22 protein-coding genes are annotated in these 22409 nt (G+C 70.9%); 4 read left to right on the top strand and 18 right to left on the bottom strand.

The window, feature by feature from the left end; translation table 11 throughout:
- A complete protein-coding gene (locus NFC98_RS10845) occupies positions 1–1554 on the bottom strand; it encodes a glutamate synthase-related protein (RefSeq protein ID WP_254275000.1) in 1554 nt (517 codons plus the stop codon).
- A 144-nt stretch (positions 1555–1698) separates the two neighbouring features.
- Complete coding sequence (locus tag NFC98_RS10850; RefSeq protein WP_254275001.1) at positions 1699–2718, bottom strand: GlxA family transcriptional regulator; 1020 nt, start codon at positions 2716–2718, stop codon at positions 1699–1701.
- Between the two features lie 101 nt (positions 2719–2819).
- Between NFC98_RS10850 and NFC98_RS10855 the strand changes: the two genes are divergently transcribed.
- Both NFC98_RS10855 and NFC98_RS10860 read left to right on the top strand, forming a co-directional pair.
- Positions 2820–3905 carry a class I SAM-dependent methyltransferase gene (locus NFC98_RS10855; RefSeq protein ID WP_254275002.1) on the top strand — a complete coding sequence of 362 codons (1086 nt, stop codon included), beginning with the start codon at positions 2820–2822 and terminating at the stop codon, positions 3903–3905.
- Between the two features lie 104 nt (positions 3906–4009).
- Positions 4010–4915 (top strand): cation diffusion facilitator family transporter, encoded by a 906-nt coding sequence (locus NFC98_RS10860; protein WP_254275003.1) that lies wholly within the window; start codon positions 4010–4012, stop codon positions 4913–4915.
- Between the two features lie 7 nt (positions 4916–4922).
- Here the strand turns inward: NFC98_RS10860 and NFC98_RS10865 are convergent, their stop codons facing one another.
- The 4 genes from NFC98_RS10865 to NFC98_RS10880 form a co-directional block, all read right to left on the bottom strand.
- Positions 4923–6566 carry an MBL fold metallo-hydrolase gene (locus NFC98_RS10865; protein WP_254275004.1) on the bottom strand — a complete coding sequence of 548 codons (1644 nt, stop codon included), beginning with the start codon at positions 6564–6566 and terminating at the stop codon, positions 4923–4925.
- A 222-nt stretch (positions 6567–6788) separates the two neighbouring features.
- The gene (locus tag NFC98_RS10870) at positions 6789–7199 is read right to left on the bottom strand and encodes a YciI family protein (protein ID WP_254275005.1); all 411 of its coding nucleotides are present in this window, start codon (positions 7197–7199) and stop codon (positions 6789–6791) included.
- A complete protein-coding gene (locus NFC98_RS10875) occupies positions 7196–8041 on the bottom strand; it encodes a YciI family protein (protein ID WP_254275006.1) in 846 nt (281 codons plus the stop codon). Before NFC98_RS10875 ends, NFC98_RS10870 begins: the two co-directional genes overlap by 4 nt.
- Positions 8042–8133: 92 nt before the next feature.
- Positions 8134–9372, bottom strand: coding sequence for an RNA polymerase sigma factor (locus NFC98_RS10880; protein WP_254275007.1), 1239 nt, complete (start codon positions 9370–9372; stop codon positions 8134–8136).
- Positions 9373–9493: 121 nt separating this feature from the next.
- Here NFC98_RS10880 and NFC98_RS10885 point away from each other — a divergent pair, with 121 nt between their 5' ends.
- Positions 9494–9928, top strand: coding sequence for a RidA family protein (locus NFC98_RS10885; RefSeq protein WP_183329436.1), 435 nt, complete (start codon positions 9494–9496; stop codon positions 9926–9928).
- 15 nt (positions 9929–9943) lie between these two features.
- On the opposite strand, the gene NFC98_RS10890 is transcribed toward NFC98_RS10885, so the two are convergent.
- The 4 genes from NFC98_RS10890 to NFC98_RS10905 all read right to left on the bottom strand — a co-directional run bounded on the left by NFC98_RS10890 (position 9944) and on the right by NFC98_RS10905 (position 13962).
- Positions 9944–10738: a DUF2182 domain-containing protein gene (locus tag NFC98_RS10890; RefSeq protein WP_254275008.1), complete on the bottom strand. Its 795-nt coding sequence runs from the start codon at positions 10736–10738 to the stop codon at positions 9944–9946.
- Positions 10735–11379 (bottom strand): DUF1326 domain-containing protein, encoded by a 645-nt coding sequence (locus tag NFC98_RS10895; RefSeq protein WP_254275009.1) that lies wholly within the window; start codon positions 11377–11379, stop codon positions 10735–10737. The genes NFC98_RS10890 and NFC98_RS10895 overlap by 4 nt, the downstream gene beginning before the upstream one ends.
- 141 nt (positions 11380–11520) lie before the next feature.
- The gene (locus NFC98_RS10900; protein ID WP_254275010.1) at positions 11521–12102 is read right to left on the bottom strand and encodes a TetR/AcrR family transcriptional regulator; all 582 of its coding nucleotides are present in this window, start codon (positions 12100–12102) and stop codon (positions 11521–11523) included.
- A gap of 138 nt (positions 12103–12240) precedes the next feature.
- Entirely contained in the window at positions 12241–13962 is a 1722-nt protein-coding gene (locus NFC98_RS10905) for a mechanosensitive ion channel family protein (protein WP_254275011.1), read from the bottom strand.
- Positions 13963–14175: 213 nt separating this feature from the next.
- Here NFC98_RS10905 and NFC98_RS10910 point away from each other — a divergent pair, with 213 nt between their 5' ends.
- Positions 14176–14787, top strand: a complete 612-nt coding sequence (locus tag NFC98_RS10910; RefSeq protein ID WP_254275012.1) for an exopolysaccharide biosynthesis protein — start codon at positions 14176–14178, stop codon at positions 14785–14787.
- 10 nt (positions 14788–14797) lie between these two features.
- On the opposite strand, the gene NFC98_RS10915 is transcribed toward NFC98_RS10910, so the two are convergent.
- The 8 genes from NFC98_RS10915 to NFC98_RS10950 form a co-directional block, all read right to left on the bottom strand.
- Positions 14798–15730, bottom strand: a complete 933-nt coding sequence (locus NFC98_RS10915) for a metal ABC transporter permease (protein ID WP_254275013.1) — start codon at positions 15728–15730, stop codon at positions 14798–14800.
- Entirely contained in the window at positions 15727–16938 is a 1212-nt protein-coding gene (locus tag NFC98_RS10920; RefSeq protein WP_254275014.1) for a metal ABC transporter permease, read from the bottom strand. The genes NFC98_RS10915 and NFC98_RS10920 overlap by 4 nt, the downstream gene beginning before the upstream one ends.
- Complete coding sequence (locus tag NFC98_RS10925; protein ID WP_254275015.1) at positions 16938–17738, bottom strand: metal ABC transporter ATP-binding protein; 801 nt, start codon at positions 17736–17738, stop codon at positions 16938–16940. Before NFC98_RS10925 ends, NFC98_RS10920 begins: the two co-directional genes overlap by 1 nt.
- A complete protein-coding gene (locus NFC98_RS10930; RefSeq protein WP_254275016.1) occupies positions 17738–18745 on the bottom strand; it encodes a metal ABC transporter solute-binding protein, Zn/Mn family in 1008 nt (335 codons plus the stop codon). Before NFC98_RS10930 ends, NFC98_RS10925 begins: the two co-directional genes overlap by 1 nt.
- A gap of 136 nt (positions 18746–18881) precedes the next feature.
- Positions 18882–19877, bottom strand: a complete 996-nt coding sequence (gntR, locus tag NFC98_RS10935) for a gluconate operon transcriptional repressor GntR (RefSeq protein ID WP_254275017.1) — start codon at positions 19875–19877, stop codon at positions 18882–18884.
- A gap of 52 nt (positions 19878–19929) precedes the next feature.
- A complete protein-coding gene (locus tag NFC98_RS10940; protein ID WP_254277827.1) occupies positions 19930–20421 on the bottom strand; it encodes a gluconokinase in 492 nt (163 codons plus the stop codon).
- A 41-nt stretch (positions 20422–20462) separates the two neighbouring features.
- Positions 20463–21746, bottom strand: a complete 1284-nt coding sequence (locus NFC98_RS10945) for a TRAP transporter large permease (RefSeq protein WP_254275018.1) — start codon at positions 21744–21746, stop codon at positions 20463–20465.
- A 3-nt stretch (positions 21747–21749) separates the two neighbouring features.
- A complete protein-coding gene (locus NFC98_RS10950; RefSeq protein WP_254275019.1) occupies positions 21750–22379 on the bottom strand; it encodes a TRAP transporter small permease in 630 nt (209 codons plus the stop codon).
- Between the last annotated feature and the right edge of the window lie 30 nt (positions 22380–22409).

Here is a 22409-nt window from a genome sequence, read left to right on the forward strand (position 1 = left end):
TCACTGCCCGGGGTCCATCACCCCCGCGTAGCGCACGCCGCTGAGCAGCGCCATCTCGCGCTTCCAGGTGGCCAGGTCGTCGGGATTGAGGCCGGCCAGGCTGTCGTGGCCGCAGGCGCGGGCCATCACCTGCATCAGCGCCGTCGAGGCGCGCAGGAAGCGCTCGAGCTGGGCGGCGGACTTCTCGACGTCGAGGCGCTGGCGCAGGTCGCCGCGCTGGGTCGCGATCCCCGCCGGGCAGTTGTTGGTGTGGCAGATGCGCGCCGCCACGCAGCCGATGGACTGCATGGCGCTGTTGGCGATGGCCACGCCGTCGGCGCCCAGCGCCAGGGCCTTGACGAAGTCGATGGGCAGGCGCAGGCCGCCGGTCACGATCAGGGTCACCCGGCCGCTGGCGCCCTGGGCGTCCAGGTGGCGCCTGGCCCGGGCCAGGGCCGGAATGGTCGGCACGCTGATATGGTCGCGGAACATGGTGGGGGCCGCGCCGGTGCCGCCACCGCGGCCGTCGAGGATCAGGTAGTCGGCGCCGGCGTCCAGGGCAAACTGGATGTCGCGCTCGACATGGTTGGCGCTGAGCTTGAAGCCCACGGGAATGCCGCCGGTGACCTCGCGCACGCGATCGGCGAAGTGGCGGAAGTCCGCCACGCTGTGCAGGTCCTCGAAGGTGGCCGGCGAGACCGCGGGCTGGCCCTCCTCGAGGCCGCGCACCTCGGCGATCTTGCCCGTCACCTTGTTGCCCGGCAGGTGGCCGCCGGTGCCGGTCTTGGCGCCCTGGCCGCCCTTGAAGTGGAAGGCCTGCACCTTCTCGAGCAGGCGCTCCTCATAGCCGAACCTGGCGCTGGCGAGCTCGTAGAAGTAGCGCGAGTTCTCGGCCTGCTCCTCGGGCAGCATGCCGCCCTCGCCGGAGCAGATCCCGGTGCCGGCGCGCTCGGCGCCGCGGGCGAGCGCCACCTTGGCCTCCTCGGAGAGCGCACCGAAGCTCATGTCGGAGACCAGCAGCGGCATCTCCAGGGTCAGCGGCTTCTTGGCCTCGGGACCCACCACCAGGCGGGTGGCCACCTCGGCGTCGTCGAGCAGCGGCTGGGTGGCCAGCTGCGCCACCATCAGCTGCAGGTCGTCCCAGCTCGGCAGGGAGTGGCGCGGCACGCCCATGGCGGCGACCGGCCCGTGGTGGCCCACGCCGTCGAGCCCCTCCCGGGCCAGCTGGTGGATGAACTCGACGGTGGGCTCCTCCTCGGTGGCCTCGGCCTTCGGGGCCCGTTCCTTGCCGCCCTCGTCCTCGGACGCCGGCGCCTCCTGGCCCACCTGGTCGCTGGCGAACCGCTTGTGGGTGCCGTCGCAGTAAGGGGCGTCACCGGTCTGCTTGCACTGGCACAGGTACGCCTCGCCGTCCTTGTCGGCGGTGAACATCTGCGGCGTGAAGCCGGTGCCCTTGTGCGAGCCGTCGCAGAAGGGCTGGTCCCGGGAGCGGCCGCAGCGGCAGAAGGCGTACTCCTTGCCCTGCTCCAGGGTGACCTTCTTGGGCTTGTTGTCGGCGATGACCGGCTGGCTCATGGCAGGCTCCTGCATCCGTTGGAAGGTGGCATCGCCGTCAGTCTGGAAGAGCGAGGCAGCCCCCGCCAGTGGCGAGGCGGGCGCTGGGTAAACGCAGCGGGCCGGCCTCGCCATCCCGGGCCCGCCTCGGCTCCTGCGCGCGGCTCACTCAAGCCGCAGCCGCATGCCGCGAAAGCGCCGGCGGTAATGGCTGGGGGTCAGGCCGACGCGGCGGCGGAACAGGGCCCGGAAGAAGCTCGGGTCGGCGTAGCCGACCTGCTCGGCTACCTCGTCGATGGGTGCCTCGCCGCTCTCCAGCATCTGCTTGGCCTCCTCCAGGCGCAGGGTGTGCACATAGTCCATGGGCGTCATGCCGGTGGCCTGCCGGAAGCGGCGCTTGAAGGAGCGCTCGGTCAGGCCGCTCTGCTCCACCATGCCGGCCACCGGGGAGTGGGTGTCGTAGTGCTGTGCCACCCACACCTGGCAGCGGGCGATCACCGCGTCCTCGGCCTGCCGGGCGCTGGACAGCGCGGCATAGGGCTGCTGCCCCTCCCCGTGCCAGTCGATCAGGTAGACCCGCGCCAGGTGCATCGCCTCGTCGATGCCCACCAGGCGCGCCACCAGGAACAGCGCCAGGTCCATCCAGGTGGTGCCGCCGCCGGCCATGATCAGCCGCTCCCCCTCCCCGCTCACCACCAGCGCGCGGTGGGCGTGCACCTCCACGCCGGGGTAGCGTCGCGCCAGCACGTCGCAGTAGGCCCAGTGGGTGGTGGCGGCCTGCCCCTCGAGCAGCCCCGCCTCGGCCAGCAGCAGCGCGCCGGTGCAGGCGGCGGCGACCATCACGTCGCGGGCGTGGGCCGCGCGCAGCCAGGCGACCTCGGTCGCATAGCGCCCGGCCAGGGGCTCCTCGGGGGCCACCAGCAGGTCGGGGATGCAGATGGCCAGGGGCTCGGAAATCGCGTCAAGGGCGGCATCGGGCTGGATCCAGGCGCCGTTGGCGGTGCGAAAGCCACGCCCGTCCCGGGAGACGATGCAGGGGTGCAGCAGCGAGGGGCGGTGGCGGCCATGCACCAGCAGCTCCCAGTCGCGGCCGGCGGCGCCGAACAGGTCGAACATGCCGTAGAGGGTGGAGGCGGTGGTCTCGGGCACCGCGAGAAGTGCGATGGTGGCGGCGGGTTCGCTCATGGCAGGAAACCCCCGGTTGCGGCGCGAAGCGCCTGCGTGTCGGCGATGCCGCGGCCCTATGCTGGTCGCGTCACTCCCCACAACGACAAGAGGACCCGATCATGTGTGACATCGCCATACCCCATGCCCACAAGGCTAGCACCGACGACTTCGAGTCGCGCCTGGTTTCGGCACTCAACGAGGGCGGGCTGCTGCTGCTCACCTCCCTCGGCCATCGCACCGGCCTGTTCGAGGCCCTGGCCGGCGCCGAGCCGGTGACGCCGGAGTCCCTGGCCGAGCGGGCCGGCCTCCAGGAGCGCTACGTGCGCGAGTGGCTCGGCGGCATGGTGGCCGGGCGGGTCATCGAGACCGACCCGGCGGCCGGCACCTACTGGCTGCCGGCCGAACATGCCGCGCTGCTCACCGATGCCGGCCCGGCCAACCTGGCGGTCTATGCCCAGTTCATCTCGCTGCTGGGCGGCGTCGAGGACGACGTGGTGCGCTGCTTCCGCGAGGGCGGCGGCGTCCCCTACTCGCGCTATCCGCGCTTCCAGGAGGTGATGGCCAGCGACAGCGGCCAGACCGTGCTGCCGGCGCTGTTCGACGCCATCCTGCCGCTCGCCCCGGAGCTCCCCGAGCGGCTCGAGGCCGGCATCCGCGTGCTGGACTGCGCTTGCGGGCGCGGCCGGGCGCTGCTGGCCATGGCCGAGCGCTACCCGGCGAGCCGCTTCGTCGGCTACGACCTCTCGGCGGAGGCGATCGACTGGGGGCGTGAACAGGCCGCGGCGGCGGGGCTCGACAACCTCAGCTTCGAGGTCCGCGACCTGAGCGACTTCGACGCCACCGCCGAGCCCGGCGCCTTCGAGCTGGTCACCACCTTCGACGGCATCCACGACCAGGGCCAGCCGCGCCGGCTGCTCAAGGGCATCCACCGCAGCCTGACGCCGGACGGCGTCTACCTGGTGCAGGACATCCACGCCTCGAGCCACCACCACCTGGACCGGGAGCACCCGCTGGGCGCGATGCTCTACGCGGTCTCGGTGAGCCACTGCATGACGGTATCGCTCGCCCAGGGCGGCGAGGGACTCGGCACCATGTGGGGCCGCGAGCGGGCGCTCTCCTACCTGGAGGAGGCGGGCTTCCGCGACATCCGGGTGCAGCAGCTCGAGCACGACATCCAGAACGACTACTTCGTCTGCCGGCCCTGAGCCTGCCCTCCCCCCGTGCATCATCCCGACCGCCGGGCGAGGTCCCCTCGCCCGGCCCTGGCGGCTCGGCTAGACTGGAAGGCTTTCCGGATCCGAGACCCGTCATGCAGGCCACCCTCGAGCAGCGCGCCCTCAAGCTCTCCATCGTCGTGACCCTGATGGTCTCCAGCCTGGGGGTCACCTTCGGCCTGCTGTCCGGGTCCCAGTCGATCCTCTTCGACGGCGTCTTCTCCACCATCGATGCGGCCATGTCGGGCCTGGCGCTGCTGGTGGCCCGGCTCGCCGTGCGCGAGGCCAGCGAGCGCTTCCAGCACGGCTACTGGCACCTGGAGCCGCTGGTCGCCGCCCTCAACGGCAGCATCCTGATGCTGCTCTGCTTCTACGCCTTCCTCAACGCCGTGCAGGGGCTGATGGAGGGCGGGCGCGTGCTCGATTTCGACCTCGCCATCGTCTACGCGGGGGTGGTGGCCATCGTCTGCTTCGCCATGGTGGCCTACCAGAAGCGCATCAATCGGCGGGCCGACTCCGAGTTCGTGCGCATCGACATGCAGGGCTGGCTGATGGCCGCGCTGATCACCACCGCGCTGCTGGCCGCCTTCGCGATCGCCCTGGGACTGGAGGGCACGGCCCACGCCCACCTCACCCCCTACGTGGATTCGCTGCTGCTGATGCTGCTCACGCTCTGCTTCATGCCGGTGCCGATCGGCATCGTCAGGCGCGCCATGAAGGAGGTGTTCCTGATCGCCCCCAGCGAGGTCGACCGCGAGGTGCATGCCGCCATGGTGCCGGTGATGGCCCGCGAGGGGCTGCTCAACTACTACAGCCATGTGGCCAAGGCCGGCCGCGGACACTTCATCGAGATCCATATCGTCACCACCCCCGAGTTCGGCGCGGGCCAGGGCATCGCCGTGCTCGACGAGATCCGCGAAGAGATCAGCACCGGGCTCTCCATTCCGCCGGCACGGCGCTGGTTCACCGTGGCATTTACTGCCGACGAGCGCTGGGCGTAGGCCTGGCTCACCCCTCCCGCGAAACCCACTCTCCCGAGCGCTGCTCGGCGCGCCCTTCCTTCTCCAGCTTGAGCAGGTGGGCCAGCGCCGAGCGGGCCGCCACCCCGAGGCGCGACTCCGGCACGTCATCGTAGGCGTGGTGGGTCAGCGCCTCGAGGCTCGCCGGCCCGTGGCGGGCCAGGGCCCGGCGCACCTTGTGCTCCCGGGCCAGGCGGTGGGTGATCAGGAAGTCCAGGGCGGCGTGGGCCTCGCCGATCAGGAAGCCGTGGCCCGGCGCGATGGCGTCGAAGGACACCTCCCCCAGGGCATGCAGGGACGCCAGGTAGGCGGCCATGTCGCCATCCGGCGGATTGATCACCACCGTGGAGCCCTGCATCACCTGGTCGCCCGAGAACAGCAGCCGCGCCGGCTCCAGCAGGTAGCAGAGGTGGTTGGAGGCGTGGCCCGGAGTGTGCAGCACCCGCAGCGGCCCCGCGGGCGTCTCGAGGCGCTCACCGTGGCGGGGCCGGTGGTCCGGCGCGAAGGTGGCGTCCTGGCTGGCCCCGGCCGGCGGCGGCAGCCCCACCAGCCGGGCACCGGTGCGCGCCTTGAGCCAGGCCGCCCCGGGGGAATGGTCGATATGAGTGTGGGTCACCAGCACCCGGGAGAGCCGCCCGCCGGCCAGCGCCAGCAGCCGCTCCAGGTGGTCGGGATTTTCCGGCCCCGGATCGATCACCAGGTGATCCTGGCCATCGCCCAGCAGGTAGCTGTTGGTGCCGGGGCCGGTCATCACCCCCGGGTTGGGGGCGGTCACCCGGGTCACCCCCGGGGCCAGCGTCACCGCCCGGCCCGGGACGATCTCGGCGCTGGCGGTGCCCTGGCGGTGCGGGTCCAGGCGGCACACTTCGGCGTAGGCCGGCGAATCCGGCTCCACCTGCCAGGCGCCGCCCGCCTTGCGGGCCGGCCAGGGGCGGCTGGGGCGCGGCGTCGGCGGGTTGGCATGGGCATGGCGCAGCAGCGCCTCGGCGGTGGTGAAGTCGGCCAGCAGCCGCAGGGTGCGCAGGGTGGGATAGCCCAGCGAGAGCCGGCCATGGCGATGGGCGCCCAGGGCCTCGGCGGGGGTCAGCCAGGCGTGGGCGATGGTCTCGCTGCCGTCGTGGCTGGCCTGCTGGCTCGGCGGCGCCAGGGCCACGAAGAAACGCGTATCGAAACGCCGGGGAGCGCCACGAGGCGTGACCCAGCGGCCCAGGTAGGCCAGGCGGTCCAGCGGCAAGGCGAGGCCGTGCCGCTCGCAGAGCGCCTGGAAGCTTACCTCCTCACAGCGCAACGCCTCGCGCCCCTCGGTCAGGATCGGGTGCTCCCCCGGCAGCGGCTGCCCCTGGCCGTCCACGGCCAGCAGCAGGCCCGCCTCCTCCAGGCACTCGCGCAGGGCGGCGATCATGTAGTCGGCGCCGCCCTCGTCGAGGCTCAGGGTCTGGCTGATGGCGGCATCATCGCGGCCACGGGCGCAGGCCCGCACATCGGGGTCGCGGGGGTCCACGGCGCCGCCGGGAAAGACGTAGTAGCCGGGCAGGAAGGCCGCCCGCCAGGTGCGCTGGAGCAGCAGGACCTCGAGACCCCGGTCGCTGTCGCGCACCAGGGCGAGGGTCGCGGCAGGACGGATCGCGGTCATGCGCGGTCCGGGGCCGGGTCGGCCGGTGGGAAGTCGGGGGGCTGGGTCATCACGGGGGTCCTGGTGGTGATGGGCGTCACCCCCAGCAATACCACGCCGGCCGCCCCCGGCCAATCGGCCCATGGCAGGGGGCGTCGCCGCCCCCCCTACTTGTCCACCACCACCTCGAAGCCGCCGTAGATCAGCCGCTTGCCGTCAAAGGGCATGGGGTGGGGGTATCGTTCATGGGATCTCTCCTCCGGTCGGGGGCCGCGACGGGGTGGTCTCGGTCGCCGGGTCACGGGGCGGAAGCTCGCGGATCGGCCGCACCTCGACGGTGCCGAAGCGCGCCGGCGGAATGCGTTCGGCGAGGCGCAGCGCCTCGTTGAAGTCGCGGGCCTCGAGCAGGTAGAAGCCGGCCAGCTGCTCCTTGGTCTCGGCGAAGGGGCCATCGGTGACCAGCGGCTCGCCGTCGCGCAGCCGCACGCTGACCGCGCTCTCCACCGGCTGCAGGGCCTGGCCGCCGAGGAAATGGCCCTGCTCGGTGAGCCGCTCCACCCCGGCCACGCACTCCTGGTTGAGGTCGTGCCACTCCTGGTCGGTCATGGCGGCGATCAGGCTCTCCTGGTAGTAGACCAGCGCGGCGTACTTCATGATGCACCTCCCGTCTCCTGCGCCGGGCAGCGGCCGGTGCGGCAGGCGATCATCCAGGGCACGCCGAAGCGGTCGGTGAGCATGCCGAAGCGCTGGGCCCAGAAGGTCTCGGCGAAGGGCATGGTGACCTCCCCGCCCTCGGCGAACCGCCGGAACACCTCGGCGGCCTGGGCCTCGTCCTCGTATTCCAGGTGCACCCGGGCGCCCTGGGGAGCCCGGTAGCATTCCCCCTGCATGTCCGCCCCCATCAACCGGCGGCCGCGAAGGTTGAGCGAGGCGTGGATGATGCGGTCGTGCCAGGCCGCGGGGACCTCCTCGGCGGCCGGGGTCTCCCCGTAGGGAATCAGCGCCTCCAGGTGGCCCCCGGTGACGTCGGCGTAGAAGCCCATCGCCTCCCGGCAGGTGCCGGGAAAGGTCAGGTGCAGGTTGAGCTCGTCGGGCAGCCGCGCCTGGCGGCGATGCTGCTCGAGGCCGGCGCTCGGCGCGAAATCCTCGAAGGTGTAGTAGCGGCGCAGTTCGAGGGTCACGCTGCCCTCGCTGTCCTCGGGGGGCCACTGCCGTGCCCAGCGGATCGCCTCCTCCAGGGAATCGACCTCGAGCACGCTGTAGCCGGCCAGCAGCTCCTCGCTGGGCGTGAAGGGGCCGGCGATCACCCGGGGCTCGCCGTCACGAAGGACCAGGCGACAGCCCTCCCGGCTCGGTCTCAGCCCATCGCCGGAGACCATCACCCCGGCCCGGAGCATCCGTTCGTTGTAGTCGGCCATGGCGGCCAGCACGCGCGGGTCGGGCTGCGGGTCAGATTCGGTCCGGGCATCGGCCTTGCGCATCAGCATGTAACGCATTCCATCTTCCTCCGTTGTGGCTTACCCCTTCGAGTCGTGCCGGCTCGGCGGAAATCGACAGCCGCCAGGCGTTTTTTTGCATCCGCACCGCGTCAGCGCTCAAGCTCGGCCAGGCGGCGTTCAAGGTAGCGCCGCTCGGGGCCCTGGCTACACAGCGCAAGGGCCCGCCGGTAGGCGGGGCGCGCCTCGTCTCGCCGGCCGGCGCGGCGCAGCAGGTCGGCCCGGGCGGCATGGAAGAGGTGGAAGTCGGCCAGGGCGGCGTCATTCCCCAGCGTCGCCAGCTGGCGCAGGCCCGCCTCCGGGGTATCGCGCATGGCCACCGCCACTGCGTGGTTGAGGGCCACCACCGGCGAGGGCTGGCAGCGCTGGAGCGCCGCGTAGAGCCGCACGATGCGCGACCAGTCGGTGGCCTCCGCCCGGGGCGCCTCGGCGTGCACCGCGGCGATGGAGGCCTGCAGGGTGTAGGGGCCGATGGGAGTGAGCGCGAGCCCCCGGGCCAGGCAGGCCAGGCCCTGGTCGATGCGCTCCCGGTCCCAGCGCCGCCGATCCTGGGCCTCCAGGGGGATCAGTTCGCCATCGTCGCCCTGGCGGGCGGCCCGGCGGGCATCGTGCAGCAGCATCAGCGCCAGCAGGCCGAAGGCCTCGCCCCGGGGCAGCAGCTCGACCAGCGCACGGGCGGTGCGTATCGCCTCCTCGGCCAGGCTGACGTCGAGCAGCGCCTCGCCGTCGCTGCGCGAGTAGCCCTCGTTGAACACCAGGTAGAGCACCCGCAGCACGCCGGCCAGGCGCTCCGGCAGGGCAGAGGACTGGGGCACCTGGTAGGGTAGGCCCAGCTCGCGCAGGCGGCGCTTGGCCCGCACGATGCGCTGGGCCAGGGTGGCGGGCCTGGCCAGCAGGGCCGCCGCCACCTGCTCGGTGGTCAGGCCGCACATCTCGCGCAGGGTGAGCGCCACCCGGTCCGCCATGGCCAGCGCCGGGTGGCAGCAGGTGAAGAGCAGGCGCAGCATGTCGTCCTGGATCGTCACGGCATCGAGGGCATCGAGCCCGAGCGGCAGGGCCTCATCCTCCAGGGGGGCCTGCTGACGGGCGTGGCGGCGGGCCACCTGGTGCCGCCGGATCTGGTCGATGTTGCGCCGCTGGCCGACGCGGACCAGCCAGGCGACCGGGTGCTCGGGCACGCCCTCCCCGGGCCACTGCTGCATCGCAGTGGCGAAGGCCTCCTGCATCGCCTCCTCGGCGAGGTCGAAGTCACCGGTCAGTCGGATCAGGGTGGCCAGCACCCTGGGAGAGTGCTGCCGGTAGAGCCGCCCGACCTCCTGTTCCATGTCCATGGGGGATCACTGCCGCCTGAGCACCCCTTCAGGATAGTCGGCGAGGGAAACGCTTACTGCCACAGGCCAGGGGGATGAGCGGCTATAGTGACGACATCACCCTTCCGCCTCAGGGGGCCCCATGCTCAGGTTCCGCAACGACCCCACCCTGCCCGCCCCGCTCTTCCCGGGCAGCCACATGGTGATCGACGACGACTACGTCTTCCTGTCGGGGCTCACCGCCGTGGACATCCAGGGCGGCGAGACGGTCATCGGCAACACCGCGGAGGAGACCCGCCTGGTGATGCGTCGCATCCAGCGCATGCTGGTTTCCGCCGGCTGCGACATGACCGACGTGGTGAGGGTCGACGTGCATATCACCGACCTCGACGAGATTCGCAAGATGGATGCGGCCTACGCCGAGTTCTTCGATGCCTGCCGCTACCCGGCTCGCACCTGCACCCAGTCGCCGCGCATCTACGGTGGCGCCCGGGTAGAGATCACCGTGATGGCGCGACGCCCCGCCGAGAGCCGGGACGCCACGCCAGCCTCGGAGGCGGATCCGGAGCGCTCCTGAACCTGGGCCCGCCCCTCAATGCAGGGCATGGGGGACCATGGGGTCCGGCCAGCCTGCCGGGTCCACCATCACCAGCAGCCCCAGCAGGATCAGCGCCGCCCCGACCGGGCGCACCAGGCGAGCGCCGTGGCGCCCGACCTTCTCGTAGAGCATCAGCGCCGCGAGCGGCGCCATCCAGGCCAGGTTGGCGATCCCCACCACGAACATCACCAGCATCAGCGCCCAGCAGCAGCCAAGGCAGAAGGCCCCGTGGCGCAGCCCCAGGTCGAAGCCGCCGGCCACGCCCCGCCGATAATGGTTGAGCAGGAAGGCGCGGGGCGCCCGGCACTTGTCCAGGCAGCGCGCCTTGAGGGCCGAGAACTGGAAGGCCCCGGCGAGCACCAGCACGCCACCGGCCAGCCACTCGGGCCGCAGGTGCAGCCAGGGCCAGTGGGCCCCAAGCCCCTCCAGCAGCGCCATGGTGAGCAGCGCCGCCAGGCCGAAGGCGGTCCACACTGCCAGATAGCCGGAAAGGAAGCTGGCCCGGGCCAGGCGCGGATGGGGCTGCCCCGCCGCTACCTGGCGATAGAGCCCGACCATGGGCAGCGTCGTGGGCAGCATCATCGCCGCGATGTGCACCTGCCAGGCCACCAGGAAGAGCGCCAGGCTGGCCCACAGCGCCATGCCGTCCGCCACCAGCCGATGGTGGTGCACCCACTGCACCTGGCCGGTCAGCTCGGCGGCGATGGCCAGCAGCCAGGCCGCCAGGATGACCCCGGCGAGCAGCGGTGCGCGCCCCCAGGCGGGGCGCGCGGCGGTGACGGCGCTCATGGCCGATGCTCCATCATCCAGCGGGTCTGGATGGTGTTGTGTCCGTCGAAGGACCACTCCATGCCGTGCTGCGGCAGGGTCACCCGATAGCGCAGCGACTTGCCGAGATAGGCCGGCGCCCCCTTCACCGTGGTGAAGGCGCTGTCGTGCAGCGTCGCGGCGGTGCCATCCGGCGAGACCCGGATGGGGGCGAAGGACGCCTCGAGCATCCCCTCGGCCTCCAGCCGCCCCTCGGCCTCGCGGGCCTCGTGGATGATCGGCACACGCTCGACGGCGACCAGTTCGCCGACCAGGCTTGCCAGGTCGGCCAGCGGTCCGCCGAGCTTGCCACCGAAGGCATCCAGCAGGGCCTCGACCTGCTCATCCTCGGCGCGACTGTCGATCAGCAGCACCGAGCGCCAGCCGCCGGCCAGGGCGTTGCCCGGGATATGGGCGACGTTCACCAGGGTCAGGCCGGAGACATCGACGCCCCGGGCCTCCCCCCTCTCCAGGTGGAAGGCGATCAGCCCGAAGCACTCGCCCCCGTCCGGGTCCTCCCCGATGAAGCAGGGGCAGGAGACCGCACAGGAGCAGATCTCCAGCATGGTGCCGTCCAGGTGATAGCCCGCCGTGGTTGTTGCGGTTGCCGTTGTCGTGTTCATGTTGCACCTCCACCAGCGCAGGATTGGGTTGCCCGCGTGGCAAGATGTCGTGAGCGATCACGGCACCGGCCACGCCGGGGCACTCTCGCTCCACAGGCCGCCTCAGTGCGGCCAGCTCCCTGGCAACCCGGGGTCGCTTCGTCACGAAGCGCGGGTCGCCGCCGAGAAGTAGAAGTCCAGCATCCGATCGAGGGGTGCCGGATCCCGTGACAGGCGGCTGCGTAGGGCAGCGCCTTCCCAGCAGTTGAGCAGCAGGTTGGCCAGTGCCCGGGGATCGGCCTCGCGGGGCAGTTCGCCCTGCTGCTGCGCCTCCTCAAGGCAGGCGGCGAGCCGACGGGTCACCTCGCCGAAGCAGGACTCGATCCTGGCCGCGAAGGTGTCACTCACGCCGGAGAGCTCCTGCCCCAGGCCGCCCAGCATGCAGCCCAGATAGCCATCCTGGCGGTACTTCTCCCGGGTCAGCTCGAAGAAGCGGCGCGCCCGCTCCAGCGGGGTCAGCGACAGGTCCCCCAGCGAGGCATCGAGCCCCCGATGCACCTCCTCCATGTAGCGGTCGATGACCTGCAGGGCGAAGTCCTCCTTGCTGGTGAAGGAGTGATAGAAGGACCCCTTCGGGGTGTGGGTCTGCTTGAGCAGTGCCTGGATGCCCAGGTCGTGGTAGCCGTGCCGCAGCAGCAGGGTAAGCCCCGCCTCGAGCAGGCGATCCCGCGTGGTCGTCGTCATTCGCCCTCCATTAGACCGACCGGTCTACTCTCAAGATAGGACGCGACCGGGCGCTGTCAAGGCGTCCGTCATGCCCGCGGAAAGCGATAGCCGCCGACATCCGGGGAGGCGGGCGGTCCGCCCCGGGTCGTGCCGGGCTCATGGCTCCCTGTCGGTGTTGTCTTCCACCCTGGCCGGGCGGGTCACGGTGCGGGCGTCGGGTCCCGCGCCCCTGGCCACGTCGTGGTGGCTGAGGACCACCACCTCCCTGGGCCACCACTCCGGGTGGTGGTCGCGGATGTAGGCGACCAGCTTCTCGCGGACACGGGCCTCCGCCTCCCAGGCGCAGAAGGGTTCCGAGCCCATCAGGTAGAAGGAGACCTCCAGGGAGGTCTCGGTCTGGCCGGTCACGAAACAGGCCAGCTGGTCATGCTCGATGACTCCCGCGTCTTCCCGGGCGAAGGCCTGGAACCGCTCTCGCAGGCAGCCGATGTCGGCGCTCAGGTGCAGGTGGAGCACCAGCCTGCGGTACTGCTTGGCCTCCTTGGCCGAGAGGTTCTGGAAGGGCTGGGAGACGAAGTACTTGACCGGCACGATCACACGGCGCTCGTCCCAGGTGCGCAACCGGATGAAGGTATAGAAGATGCCCTCCACGTAGCACCACTCGTCCTCGAACACCACGAGATCGCCGATCCGCACGGGCTTGGCCAGCGACACCTGGAAGGAGGAGAGGATATTGCCCAGGACCGCCTGGCCGGCGATGCCCACCAGCACCGTCAGGACACTGGCCGAGGCCAGCAGCGACAGACCCAGGGTCCCGAAGAGCTCGATCTGGGCCAGGATATAGACCGTCACGGCGATCACCGTCACCAGGATGATGCCGCGCCGCAGGGCATACAGCGAAGTGAGCAGCTTGCGCTCGTCGCGGTGCTTGGAGTCGTCGATCTCGCCCACCAGGCGCCGGGTCATCCGCAGCAGGAAGGTGTCCACCAGGCGCAGGGCCACCAGCCCCAGGCCCCAGGCCAGGATGACGATCAGCAGCACACGGAAGCTGGCCGTGGCCGCCCCCGAGAAGGAGACCACATAGTCCAGCAGGGTCTGGGCCATCAGCGACATGGCGATGAAGGCCAGCGGGACCCGGACGTTGGCGGTGAAGCTGCGGGGCATGCCTCCCGGCAGCCAGCGCGACACCACGCCCACCATGACGAAGACGCCCCAGCCCAGCAGCCCGATCACCACCAGGAAGAGCGGGATGGCGACCCACTCCCAGAGCTTGAGCATGCCGTAGGTCGTGTTGAAGCGATCCGGGATATGCTGCTCCAGCCAGGAGGGACCGTACTCCTCGTAGAGCAGGCCCACCGCCGAGATGGATTCCGGGGTGATCAGCCAGACCGCCTCGTCTTCCCCTACCCGGTAGCGACCCAGCCGGATGTCGTAGGTCTCCCCCTTGGCGTCCAGGGACACCAGGGGGAGATTGCGCCGCGGCTGGCCCGCCCGAGGGTGCTGTCCGGTGGCATCCTCGACCAGCGCATCCCGTCGTGCAGGCAGCTTGGAGACGTTGAGCCACTCGCCACGCCGAAGCACCTCGCTCAGCTGCCTGGCCAGCTCGCCTCCCCGGTCGGCCTGCTCCTCGGGGGTCAGGTCCGAGAGGTTGAGCAGGTGCGCCGCCTTCGCGAACTCGCCCTCCTCCGTCAGGGCCATGAAGCTGCGTACTGCCTCTCGCGGCGTCACCCGCCGGACCTCGTCGGGAGCCTGACCGAGCCCGGCGTTCAGTTCATCCGTGGAAAACCAGAACCGCCCGTCGTCCTCCTCGATCTGCGCGAGGCTCAGGGGGGAGGCCAGTGCCAGTGCCAGCAGGATCCATGCGGCGAGTGTCTTCATGTCTCTGGGCAGCCATCGAAGGGGCCCCGCGCAGCCGGGCCATGGGGGGAAAGGGGTTGCCCCGGCATGCCGCCATCGGCAGCATGTCGGTGTCGACTCCTATCCAAGTACACCTCATGGCGGGATGCAACGCCCGTGACTGCCGCACGGGACGGGCCGCCGCCCCTTCCTAGTACCCACTCTCACCGCCTTCACCCCTGACCAGGAGCCCGGATGTCAGCCACCCCGCAGGGACGCGCCCCCCACGGCCCAAGCGGCCTCGAGACACTGCTGGCGGCCCTCGAGGCGATCGAGTCGCCATCGGACAAGGTAACCTTCGAGGCGATCCTGGAGGCGATCGGCCGGCGCTCCTTCGGCCCGCTGCTGCTGCTGGCCGGCGTGGTCACCCTGATGCCGGTGATCGGTGATATTCCCGGTGCCCCGTCACTGATGGCCTGCTTCACGCTGCTGGTGAGCCTCCAGCTGCTGATGGGGCGCCGTACCTTCTGGCTTCCGGGCTGGCTGCGCCGTCGCTGGGTCTCGCGCACGGCACTCCACAAGGGGCTCGGCTACCTGCATCGCCCGGCCAGGGGGGTGGACCGCCTGCTCCATCAGCGGCTGGTCTTCCTGACCGGACGACGAGGGACCCAGGCCAGCGCCCTGGCCTGCCTGCTGGTGGCGACGAGCATGCCGCCCATGGAGCTGGTGCCCTTCTCCGCCAACGTCGCCGGACTGACACTGACGCTGTTCGGGCTGGGGCTGATGGCGCGAGATGGGCTGCTGGCGCTGTTCGGCTTCCTCCTGGCGGGAGCGAGCCTGGCGGTGGTGGGCGGCGCGTTCCTCTAGGAGCCCGTGGTTAGGAGCCTGTGGTGGCGGCGCCGGTGCGCTGACGCCGGGGGCCGGCCAGGCAGGCCGCGAGCAGGATCAGGCCCGCCACGGTGGCGATCATCCCGGCGGCACTCACCGAGACATCGAAGCCGAAGCCGAGCCAGCCGAGCCCATGGCCGGCCAGCAGGTAACCCAGCACCGCCGAGACCACCGCGAAGAGCTGGCTCCAGGCGATCTGTCGGCCGAGCCGGTTGGTCATCAGCCGTGCCGCGGCGGCGGGGCAGATGAACATGGCGATGACGATGATCGAGCCCACCGCCTCGAAGGCAGCGATGGCGGCGATGGCGACCAGGGTCACCAGCAGCAGATCGACCAGGGCCGGATGCGCCCTCACGCTGGCGGCGAAGTCGGGATCGAAGCTGCCGACCACCAGATGACGGCGGAAGACCACCAGGAAGGCCACCACCAGCAGGCCCACCCAGGCGGCGCGCCCCAGCTGGGGCGGCAGGTCGGCCAGGGCCACCGGGTCGACCAGGGCCGCGGGCCCGGTGCCGTCGAACCAGATCAGGCTCTCCAGGTTGCCGTAGAGGGCATGCTCCACGTCCAGGTGCACCCCGCTGGCGCCGTGCCACTCCAGCAGCAGCACCCCCAGGGCGAACAGGCTGGTGAACACCACGCCCATGGCGGCGCTGGCCTCCACTCGCCCGAGGCGGCGGATCAGCTCGATCATCACCACCGTGACCAGTGCCGAGACCCCGGCGCCGAGCATCATCGCCGTGGAGGCGAGCGTGCCGGTGAGCACGAAGCTGACCACGATGCCGGGCAACGCCACGTGGCTGATGGCGTCGCCGATCAGGCTCTGGCGGCGCAGCACCAGGAAGTTGCCGAGCAGCGCACAGGTCATCGAGATGATCACCGCCACGGTCAGGGGCACCAGGCTGAACATCATGAAATCGCTCATGGATGCATCTCCCGGCGGCCCATCAGCTGCGCCTCCAGTGCCATGATCGCGTCCGCCGAGAGCACCTGGGCAATGGGCGTGAGCCCGGCGTGCTCGCGATGCAGGGCGTCGTCGGGGTAGCGTTCGCGGTAGAGCGCCCAGAGCCGCTCCTCGTGCTCGGCGTCGCGCGCCGCGGCCTGGCCCGGCGGCGTGGCCACCCCGTCGCGGCGGATGTAGCCGCGGCGGCGCAGCAGCGACAGCGTCAGGCCGTCGAAGATCGGTTCGTCGCGCCCCAGGGCCAGCAGCCCCTGGCGCAGGTGGACGCGCTGCCGGAAACGCCGGTAGGCGAGCAGCGAGGCCAGCACGCCACGGCGCGGCGAGAACAGGAAGGAGGCCAGGAACAGCGCAAAGGCGCAGAGCACGATCAGCGGCCCGGTGGGCAGCCCCTCGCTGACGCTGGAGAGGGTCACCCCGAGATAGCCCGCCAGCGTCCCGAGCAGCGCCGCCAGGGCGACCATGGCCATCGGCTGGTCGGTCCAGAAGCGGGCCGCCACCGGCGGGATGATCGTCAGGGCCACGATCAGGATCAGCCCGGTGACCTTCATCCCCACCACCACCACGGCCATCAGCAGCAGCAGCAGCAGCAGGTCGACCCGCCAGGTGTTCACCCCCTGGGTGCGGGCGAAGTCGGCGTCGAAGCAGACCATCAGGAAGTCGCGGCGCATCACCAGCACCGCCGCCAGCAGCCCCAGGGCACAGGCCGCGATCAGCTGGGCCTCCGAGGCCAGCATCCCGGCCGTGGCCCCGACCAGGTAGCCGGTCAGGCCCGACTGGCCGGTCACCCGCATGGACTGGATGACGGTGATCAGCACCACGCCGAAGGCGAAGAAGGTGGAGAGCACCGCGCCGATGGCGGCGTCCTCGCCGAGCCGGGTACGGGCGCTGATTGCCTGCACCGCCCAGAGGCCCAGCGCCGCGCTGGCGGCGGCCCCGAGCAGCAGCGCCGGCAGCAGGCGGCCGTCCCCGGTGACCAGGCCCACGAGGATGAAGGCCAGCGCCAGGCCGGGCAGGGTCGAGTGGCTGATGGCATCGCTGACCAGTGCCCGCTTGCGCAGCAGCACGAAGGTGCCGACCATGCCGGCGGCGGCGGCCAGCAGCATCGACCCGAGGGTCACCACGCTGGTGTTGTAGCCGAGGCTGAAGGTCAGCGCATGCCACCAGGTCTCCATCAGCGCCCCCCGGACTCGGCGGCGGCGGGGCCGACCAGCCGCGCCAGCTGCACCGGGCTCAGGCGACCGCCGTAGGTCGCCTGCAGGTGGCGCTCGACGAACACCTCCGCCACCGGGCCCGCGGCGATGCGCCGGACGTTGAGCAGCAGCACGTGGTCGAAGTAGTCGCGCACGGTGGAAAGGTCATGGTGCACGCAGAGCAGCGTGCGTCCCTCGTCGCGCAACGACTTGAGCACCTCGACGATGGCGGTCTCGGTGGCCGCATCCACCCCGGCGAAGGGCTCGTCGAGGATGGTCAGGTCGGCCTCCTGGACCAGCGCCCGGGCCAGGAACACCCGCTGCTGCTGGCCGCCGGAGAGCTGGCCGATCTGGCGGTCGGCGAAGGCCTCCATGCCGACCCGCCCCAGGCTCTCCATGGCCCGGCGCCGGTGGTCCCGCCCGCTGAACTGCCACCAGCGCAGGTCGCGGAAGAGCCCCATGGCCACCACGTCGATGACCCGGGCGGGAAAGTCCCAGTCGACGCTGTTGCGCTGGGGCACGAAGGCCACGTGCCGCGACATCTGTTCGATCGGCCGGCCGAAGACGCGCACCTCGCCGGTGAGCCGGCGGGTGATGCCCAGTGCCGCCTTGAGCAGGCTCGACTTGCCCGCCCCGTTGGGGCCGACGATGGCGGTCATGCTGCCGGGCGGCACCACGAAGTCCACGGAGTGCACCACCGGGCGGTGGTCGTAGCTGACGGTCAGCCCCTGGATGGCAAGCGGGCTGGCGATGACCTCCCTGGCGAGGCGCGGATCGGGCATCAGGGCTGCTCCTCGAGACGGGTGAGGCGACCGAGCCGGCCGCCCACGGGGGCCTCCCCGCCCAGGGCGCGGGCGATCAGGGTGACGTTGTGGTCGAGCATGCCCAGCCAGGTGCCCTCGTAGCTGTCGGCCGGGCCCATGGCGTCGGAGAACAGCTCGCCGCCGATGCGCACCTCGTGCCCCCTCGCCTCGGCACCCTCGACCAGCGCCCGCACGTTGCGGTCGGAGACCGAGGTCTCGATGAACAGGGCCGCGATCTCCCGCTCCACCAGCAGCTCCACCAGCGACTCGATGCGCGCCAGGCCGGCCTCGCTCTCGGTGGAGAAGCCCTGGATGCCCAGCACCTCGAAGCCGTAGGCGTCCCCGAAGTAGCCGAAGGCGTCATGGGCGGTGACCAGCACCCGGGACGCCGCCGGCACGCTCTCGAGCACCTCGCGGGCGTAGGCATCGAGCGCCTCGAGCTCCTCCAGGTAGGCATCGGTGCGAGCCGCGAAGGCCTCGGCGTGCTCGGGGGCCAGCTCGCTCAGCGCGTCGCGGATGGCCTCCACGGCGAAGCGCCAGCGGCTCGGGTCCATCCACACGTGGGGGTCGGGCTGGTCGGGATACTCCTCGTCTGCCAGGCGCGCCTCGCGGGGCACCGCCTCCCCCACCGCGATCACCGGGCTGCGCTCGGCCAGGCGCGCGAGGAAGGATTCAAGCTGCACCTCCAGGTAGAGGCCGTTCCAGAACACGGCGTCGGCGCGGGTCATGGCGGTGATGTCGCCGCGGGTCTGGCGATAGAGGTGGGGGTCGACCCCCGGCCCCATCAGGCCGCGCACCTCGACGTGATCTCCCCCCACCTCGCGCAGCACATCGGCCACCATGCCGGTGGTGGCGACCAGTTGCAGCCGGCGACCCTCCTCGGCCAGCACCGGAGAAACCGGCAGCAGAGAGACCGGCAGCAGAGAGACCAGCAGCAGAGAGACCAGCAGGATGGACAGGCAGGCGACTCGACGAAACAGCGACACTCGGCACTCCTTGTACGGACTCCCCGGCGGGACGGGAGCGTGGCGGCGGGAGGGGTTCCCGCCTTTGACCCAGCCTATAGGGTACCGCGTCAGGCGCCCGATGCTAATTGGCTGCGCCTACCTGGCCCATAGGGGGTCAGAGCGTCCCGCCGACCTCGATGCGATAGCCGAGGTCGATCCGTCGCTCGCCGGGCGCCTCGCCGCGGATGCGCGACAGCAGTTCGGCGGCGGCCCGCCGGCCGATCGCTTCCCGCGGGGTGAGCACGCTGGCCAGCCGCGGCGCCATCACCTGGCCGACATCGTGGCCATGGAAGCCGGCGATGGCGATCTCCTCGGGCACGGCCACGCCGCGGCGCAGGCACTCGAAGTAGGCGCCCACGGCCACGTCGTCGTTGGTGCAGAAGATACCATCGCACTCGGGGTAGTCGGTGAGGATCTCCGCCATCAGTGCCGCCCCCACGCTGTAGGAGGAGCGCTGGGTGCGCTGGAGGGTCAGCGGGGTCAGTCCGTGCGCCTCCATGGCCTGGCGAAAGCCCTGCTCGCGCTGCCGGGTCCGTTCGTCGAGGCGCACCGCCAGGTAGAGGATCCGGCGCCGGCCGCGGCGGATCATCGTCTCGGTCATCTCGCGGGCCGCGGCCACGTTGTCGTACCCCACCGCCTGATGCAGCGGAGGCGTGAGCGAGTCCATGATCTGCACGGTGGGAATGCCGGCGGTCTCCAACATGCGGCGGCTGCGCGTGGTGTGGTGGCTGTCGGAGAGGATCACTCCGTCGACGTTGTAGGAGAGCAGCGAGGCCAGGCTGCCCTCCTCGCGTTCCCGGCTGTAGCCGTAGTGGGAGAGCATCAGATGGTAGCCGGCCGGCTCGGTCATCGCCTCGATGCCGACCAGCACATCGGCGAACACCTGGTTGGTCAGCGAGGGGACCAGCACCCCGATGGAGTGGCTGGTGGAGCGGGAGAGCAGGTCCGGCGCGCGGTTGGGAATGTAGCCGACCTGCTCCGCCGCCGCGAAGATGCGCTCCCGCAGCGCCTCTGAGACCGTCGCAGGATCCCGCAGGCAGCGGCTGACGGTCATCTTGGTGGCGCCGACCCGGTCGGCGATGTCCTGGAGCGTGGGGCGTCGTTTCTTCACGGAGCAGCGCAGTCCCTGGCTGGTGTCGAGGGGGGCGTGAACGGACCGGGCATCATGCCTCACGCCCGGTCGTTCGCCAACGGAGGAAGGCCTCGACCAGCGCCTCCGGCGAGTGGCCGACATCCAGCGTCAGCGCCTCGTCGGCAGCGGGGGGCTCCAGGGTCGCGAGCTGGCTGTCGAGCATGGTGTCACCCTTGAAGAAGTGCCCTTCCCGACTCGCCAGCCGCTCGCGCAGCTGCTCGCGACTGCCGCTCAGGAAGAGGATGGCCAGCCCCGGGTCACCCTGGCGCAGGATGTCCCGGTAGCGACGCTTGAGCGCCGAGCAGCCGATGACCACCGAGGCTTGACGCCGGCGATAGTCGGCAAAGCAGCCCGCCAGGGTCTCGAGCCAGCCCTGTCGGTCGTCATCGGTGAGGGGGATACCGCGAGCCATCTTGTCGATGCTGGACGCCGAATGGTGGTCGTCGCCATCGATGTAGTCGGCCCCCAGCCGCGCCGCCAGCAGGCGGCCGACATGGGACTTGCCCGAGCCGGACACTCCCATCACCAGGATACGCTGTGCCGTCGTCACATCCCGCCCCTTGTTCAGTTGCCGCGCACGGCGGCCAGATCGGGCAGCCAGGTGACGATGCCCGGGAAGGCGATCAGGATCACCAGCACCACCAGCAGCGTCGCGTAGTAGGGCAGCATCGCCCGGACCAGCGCCTCCATGGAGACCTTGCCCACGCCGCAGCCCACGTACAGGCAGGTGCCCACCGGCGGCGTCAGCAGGCCGATGCCGAGAATGAACGCCATCAGCACGCCGAAGTAGACCGGGTCGACCCCCACCGAGGTGACGATCGGCGTGAGCATCGGCGCCATGATCACCATGGCCGGGGTCAGGTCCATCACGAAGCCCACCAGCAGCAGCAGGCCGGCGACGATCAGCAGCAGCAGGAAGGGTTCCTGGGTGATTGCCTGCACCTGGCGCACCAGGGTCTGGGGCACCATGTTGATGGTCAGGAACCAGGCGATCACCGTGGCGAAGGCCAGCAGCAGCAGCACCATGCCGGTCAGTCGGGCGGTGCGGATCAGCATCCCCCACAGCGCCCGCAGCGGGAACTCGCGATAGACCACCAGCGAGATGAACAGCGAGTAGAGCAGCGCGGCCACGGCCGCCTCGGTGGCGGTGAACACCCCGCCGATGATCCCGCCGATGACGATCACCGGCAGCACCAGGGCCAGCCAGGCGGCCTTGAAGGCCTGCCAGAGCACATCGAGGCGAAATTTCCGGGTCTGCCCGGCGTGCTGGACGGTGGCGATGATGAAGGTGGTGACCATCAGGCCGGCACCGATCAGCAGCCCCGGGACGATGCCGGCGATGAACAGGCGACTGATCGAGGTCTCGGTGACGATGCCGAACAGGATCAGCGGGATCGACGGCGGGATGATGATGCCGATCACCGAGGAGACGGTGTTGATGGCGGTGGCGTTGGCCGCCGTGTAGCCCTGCTGCTTCATGGAGGGGATCATCATCGCGCCGGTGGCCGCGGTATCGGCCACCGCGGAGCCACTGATGCCGCCGAAGAACATCGAGCCGGTGATCGCCACCTGGCCGAGGCCGCCGCGCACGAAGCCCACCAGGGCCCCGGCCAGGTCCATCAGCCGGCGGGCGATACCGCCGTGGCTCATCACCTCCCCCACCAGGATGAAGAACGGGATGGCCAGCAGCGGGAAGCTGTTGACGCCGCGGATCGACTGCTCGATGAGGATCGACAGCGGGATATCGGAGAGCACGGCCATGACCACGGCGGCCACGCCCAGGCCGAAGGCGATCGGCAGGCCGAGCGCCAGCGAGGCAAACAGGATGCCCAGGAAGATCCACAGCATGGTCTAGCGACCTCCTTGGTGGTCCGGCGAGGCCGGGTGGCGGATCTGGGCCAGGCTCTGCCAGGCGCGCCACAGCGCCACGGCCAGGATGAAGGCGGCGCAGAGCACCAGCGAGAGGTTGATCAGGTTCCACGGCACGCCCAGCAGGGCCGTGCGGCCGGTGGAGCGGGACATCACCACGTAGCCGCCCCACAGCACCACGCCCATCAGGCCGGCGATGATCAGGTGCTGCAGCAGGTAGAGCGTGTGGGCGGCGCGGGGCCGCAGGCGGCGCACCAGGAAGTCGACGGCGATGTGCTCGTAGCGGGCGAAGGCCGCCGCGGCCCCGATGAAGATCAGCCAGATGAACAGCATGCGCGCCAGCTCGTCGGCCCAGGGCAGCGAGTGGTTGAGCAGCGAACGGCCGACCACGTTGGCCGAGACCGCCACGATCAGCGCCACCAGCAGGGCGGCGATCAGCTGCTCCATCGCCAGGGTCACCCAGCGGAACAGCGCCGGCCCGCGGCGGGTCTCGGTGTCGATCTCCAGCGGCGCCCGGTTGGGGTCGTCGAGGTAGGCACCCGCCTCGTCGATGGCCGCCTGGATATCGCGTGCCTCGTGGGGGCGCGGTGCCGATGAGGAAGGGGAAGGCATGGGGCTACTCCGGGGGGCCGGGACAGGCGT

The sequence above is a fragment of the Halomonas sp. 3H genome, assembly GCF_024206005.1.
Lineage (GTDB): Bacteria > Pseudomonadota > Gammaproteobacteria > Pseudomonadales > Halomonadaceae > Halomonas > Halomonas campaniensis.

Bases quoted from the DNA above. Each gene is read 5' to 3' on its own strand.
- NFC98_RS10845 (WP_254275000.1), bottom strand. From the start codon at position 1,554: ATGAGCCAGCCGGTCATCGCCGACAACAAGCCCAAGAAGGTCACCCTG.
- NFC98_RS10850 (WP_254275001.1), bottom strand. From the start codon at position 2,718: ATGAGCGAACCCGCCGCCACCATCGCACTTCTCGCGGTGCCCGAGACC.
- NFC98_RS10855 (WP_254275002.1), top strand. From the start codon at position 2,820: ATGTGTGACATCGCCATACCCCATGCCCACAAGGCTAGCACCGACGAC.
- NFC98_RS10860 (WP_254275003.1), top strand. From the start codon at position 4,010: ATGCAGGCCACCCTCGAGCAGCGCGCCCTCAAGCTCTCCATCGTCGTG.
- NFC98_RS10865 (WP_254275004.1), bottom strand. From the start codon at position 6,566: ATGACCGCGATCCGTCCTGCCGCGACCCTCGCCCTGGTGCGCGACAGC.
- NFC98_RS10870 (WP_254275005.1), bottom strand. From the start codon at position 7,199: ATGAAGTACGCCGCGCTGGTCTACTACCAGGAGAGCCTGATCGCCGCC.
- NFC98_RS10875 (WP_254275006.1), bottom strand. From the start codon at position 8,041: ATGCGTTACATGCTGATGCGCAAGGCCGATGCCCGGACCGAATCTGAC.
- NFC98_RS10880 (WP_254275007.1), bottom strand. From the start codon at position 9,372: ATGGACATGGAACAGGAGGTCGGGCGGCTCTACCGGCAGCACTCTCCC.
- NFC98_RS10885 (WP_183329436.1), top strand. From the start codon at position 9,494: ATGCTCAGGTTCCGCAACGACCCCACCCTGCCCGCCCCGCTCTTCCCG.
- NFC98_RS10890 (WP_254275008.1), bottom strand. From the start codon at position 10,738: ATGAGCGCCGTCACCGCCGCGCGCCCCGCCTGGGGGCGCGCACCGCTG.
- NFC98_RS10895 (WP_254275009.1), bottom strand. From the start codon at position 11,379: ATGAACACGACAACGGCAACCGCAACAACCACGGCGGGCTATCACCTG.
- NFC98_RS10900 (WP_254275010.1), bottom strand. From the start codon at position 12,102: ATGACGACGACCACGCGGGATCGCCTGCTCGAGGCGGGGCTTACCCTG.
- NFC98_RS10905 (WP_254275011.1), bottom strand. From the start codon at position 13,962: ATGAAGACACTCGCCGCATGGATCCTGCTGGCACTGGCACTGGCCTCC.
- NFC98_RS10910 (WP_254275012.1), top strand. From the start codon at position 14,176: ATGTCAGCCACCCCGCAGGGACGCGCCCCCCACGGCCCAAGCGGCCTC.
- NFC98_RS10915 (WP_254275013.1), bottom strand. From the start codon at position 15,730: ATGAGCGATTTCATGATGTTCAGCCTGGTGCCCCTGACCGTGGCGGTG.
- NFC98_RS10920 (WP_254275014.1), bottom strand. From the start codon at position 16,938: ATGGAGACCTGGTGGCATGCGCTGACCTTCAGCCTCGGCTACAACACC.
- NFC98_RS10925 (WP_254275015.1), bottom strand. From the start codon at position 17,738: ATGCCCGATCCGCGCCTCGCCAGGGAGGTCATCGCCAGCCCGCTTGCC.
- NFC98_RS10940 (WP_254277827.1), bottom strand. From the start codon at position 20,421: ATGGGAGTGTCCGGCTCGGGCAAGTCCCATGTCGGCCGCCTGCTGGCG.
- NFC98_RS10945 (WP_254275018.1), bottom strand. From the start codon at position 21,746: ATGCTGTGGATCTTCCTGGGCATCCTGTTTGCCTCGCTGGCGCTCGGC.
- NFC98_RS10950 (WP_254275019.1), bottom strand. From the start codon at position 22,379: ATGCCTTCCCCTTCCTCATCGGCACCGCGCCCCCACGAGGCACGCGAT.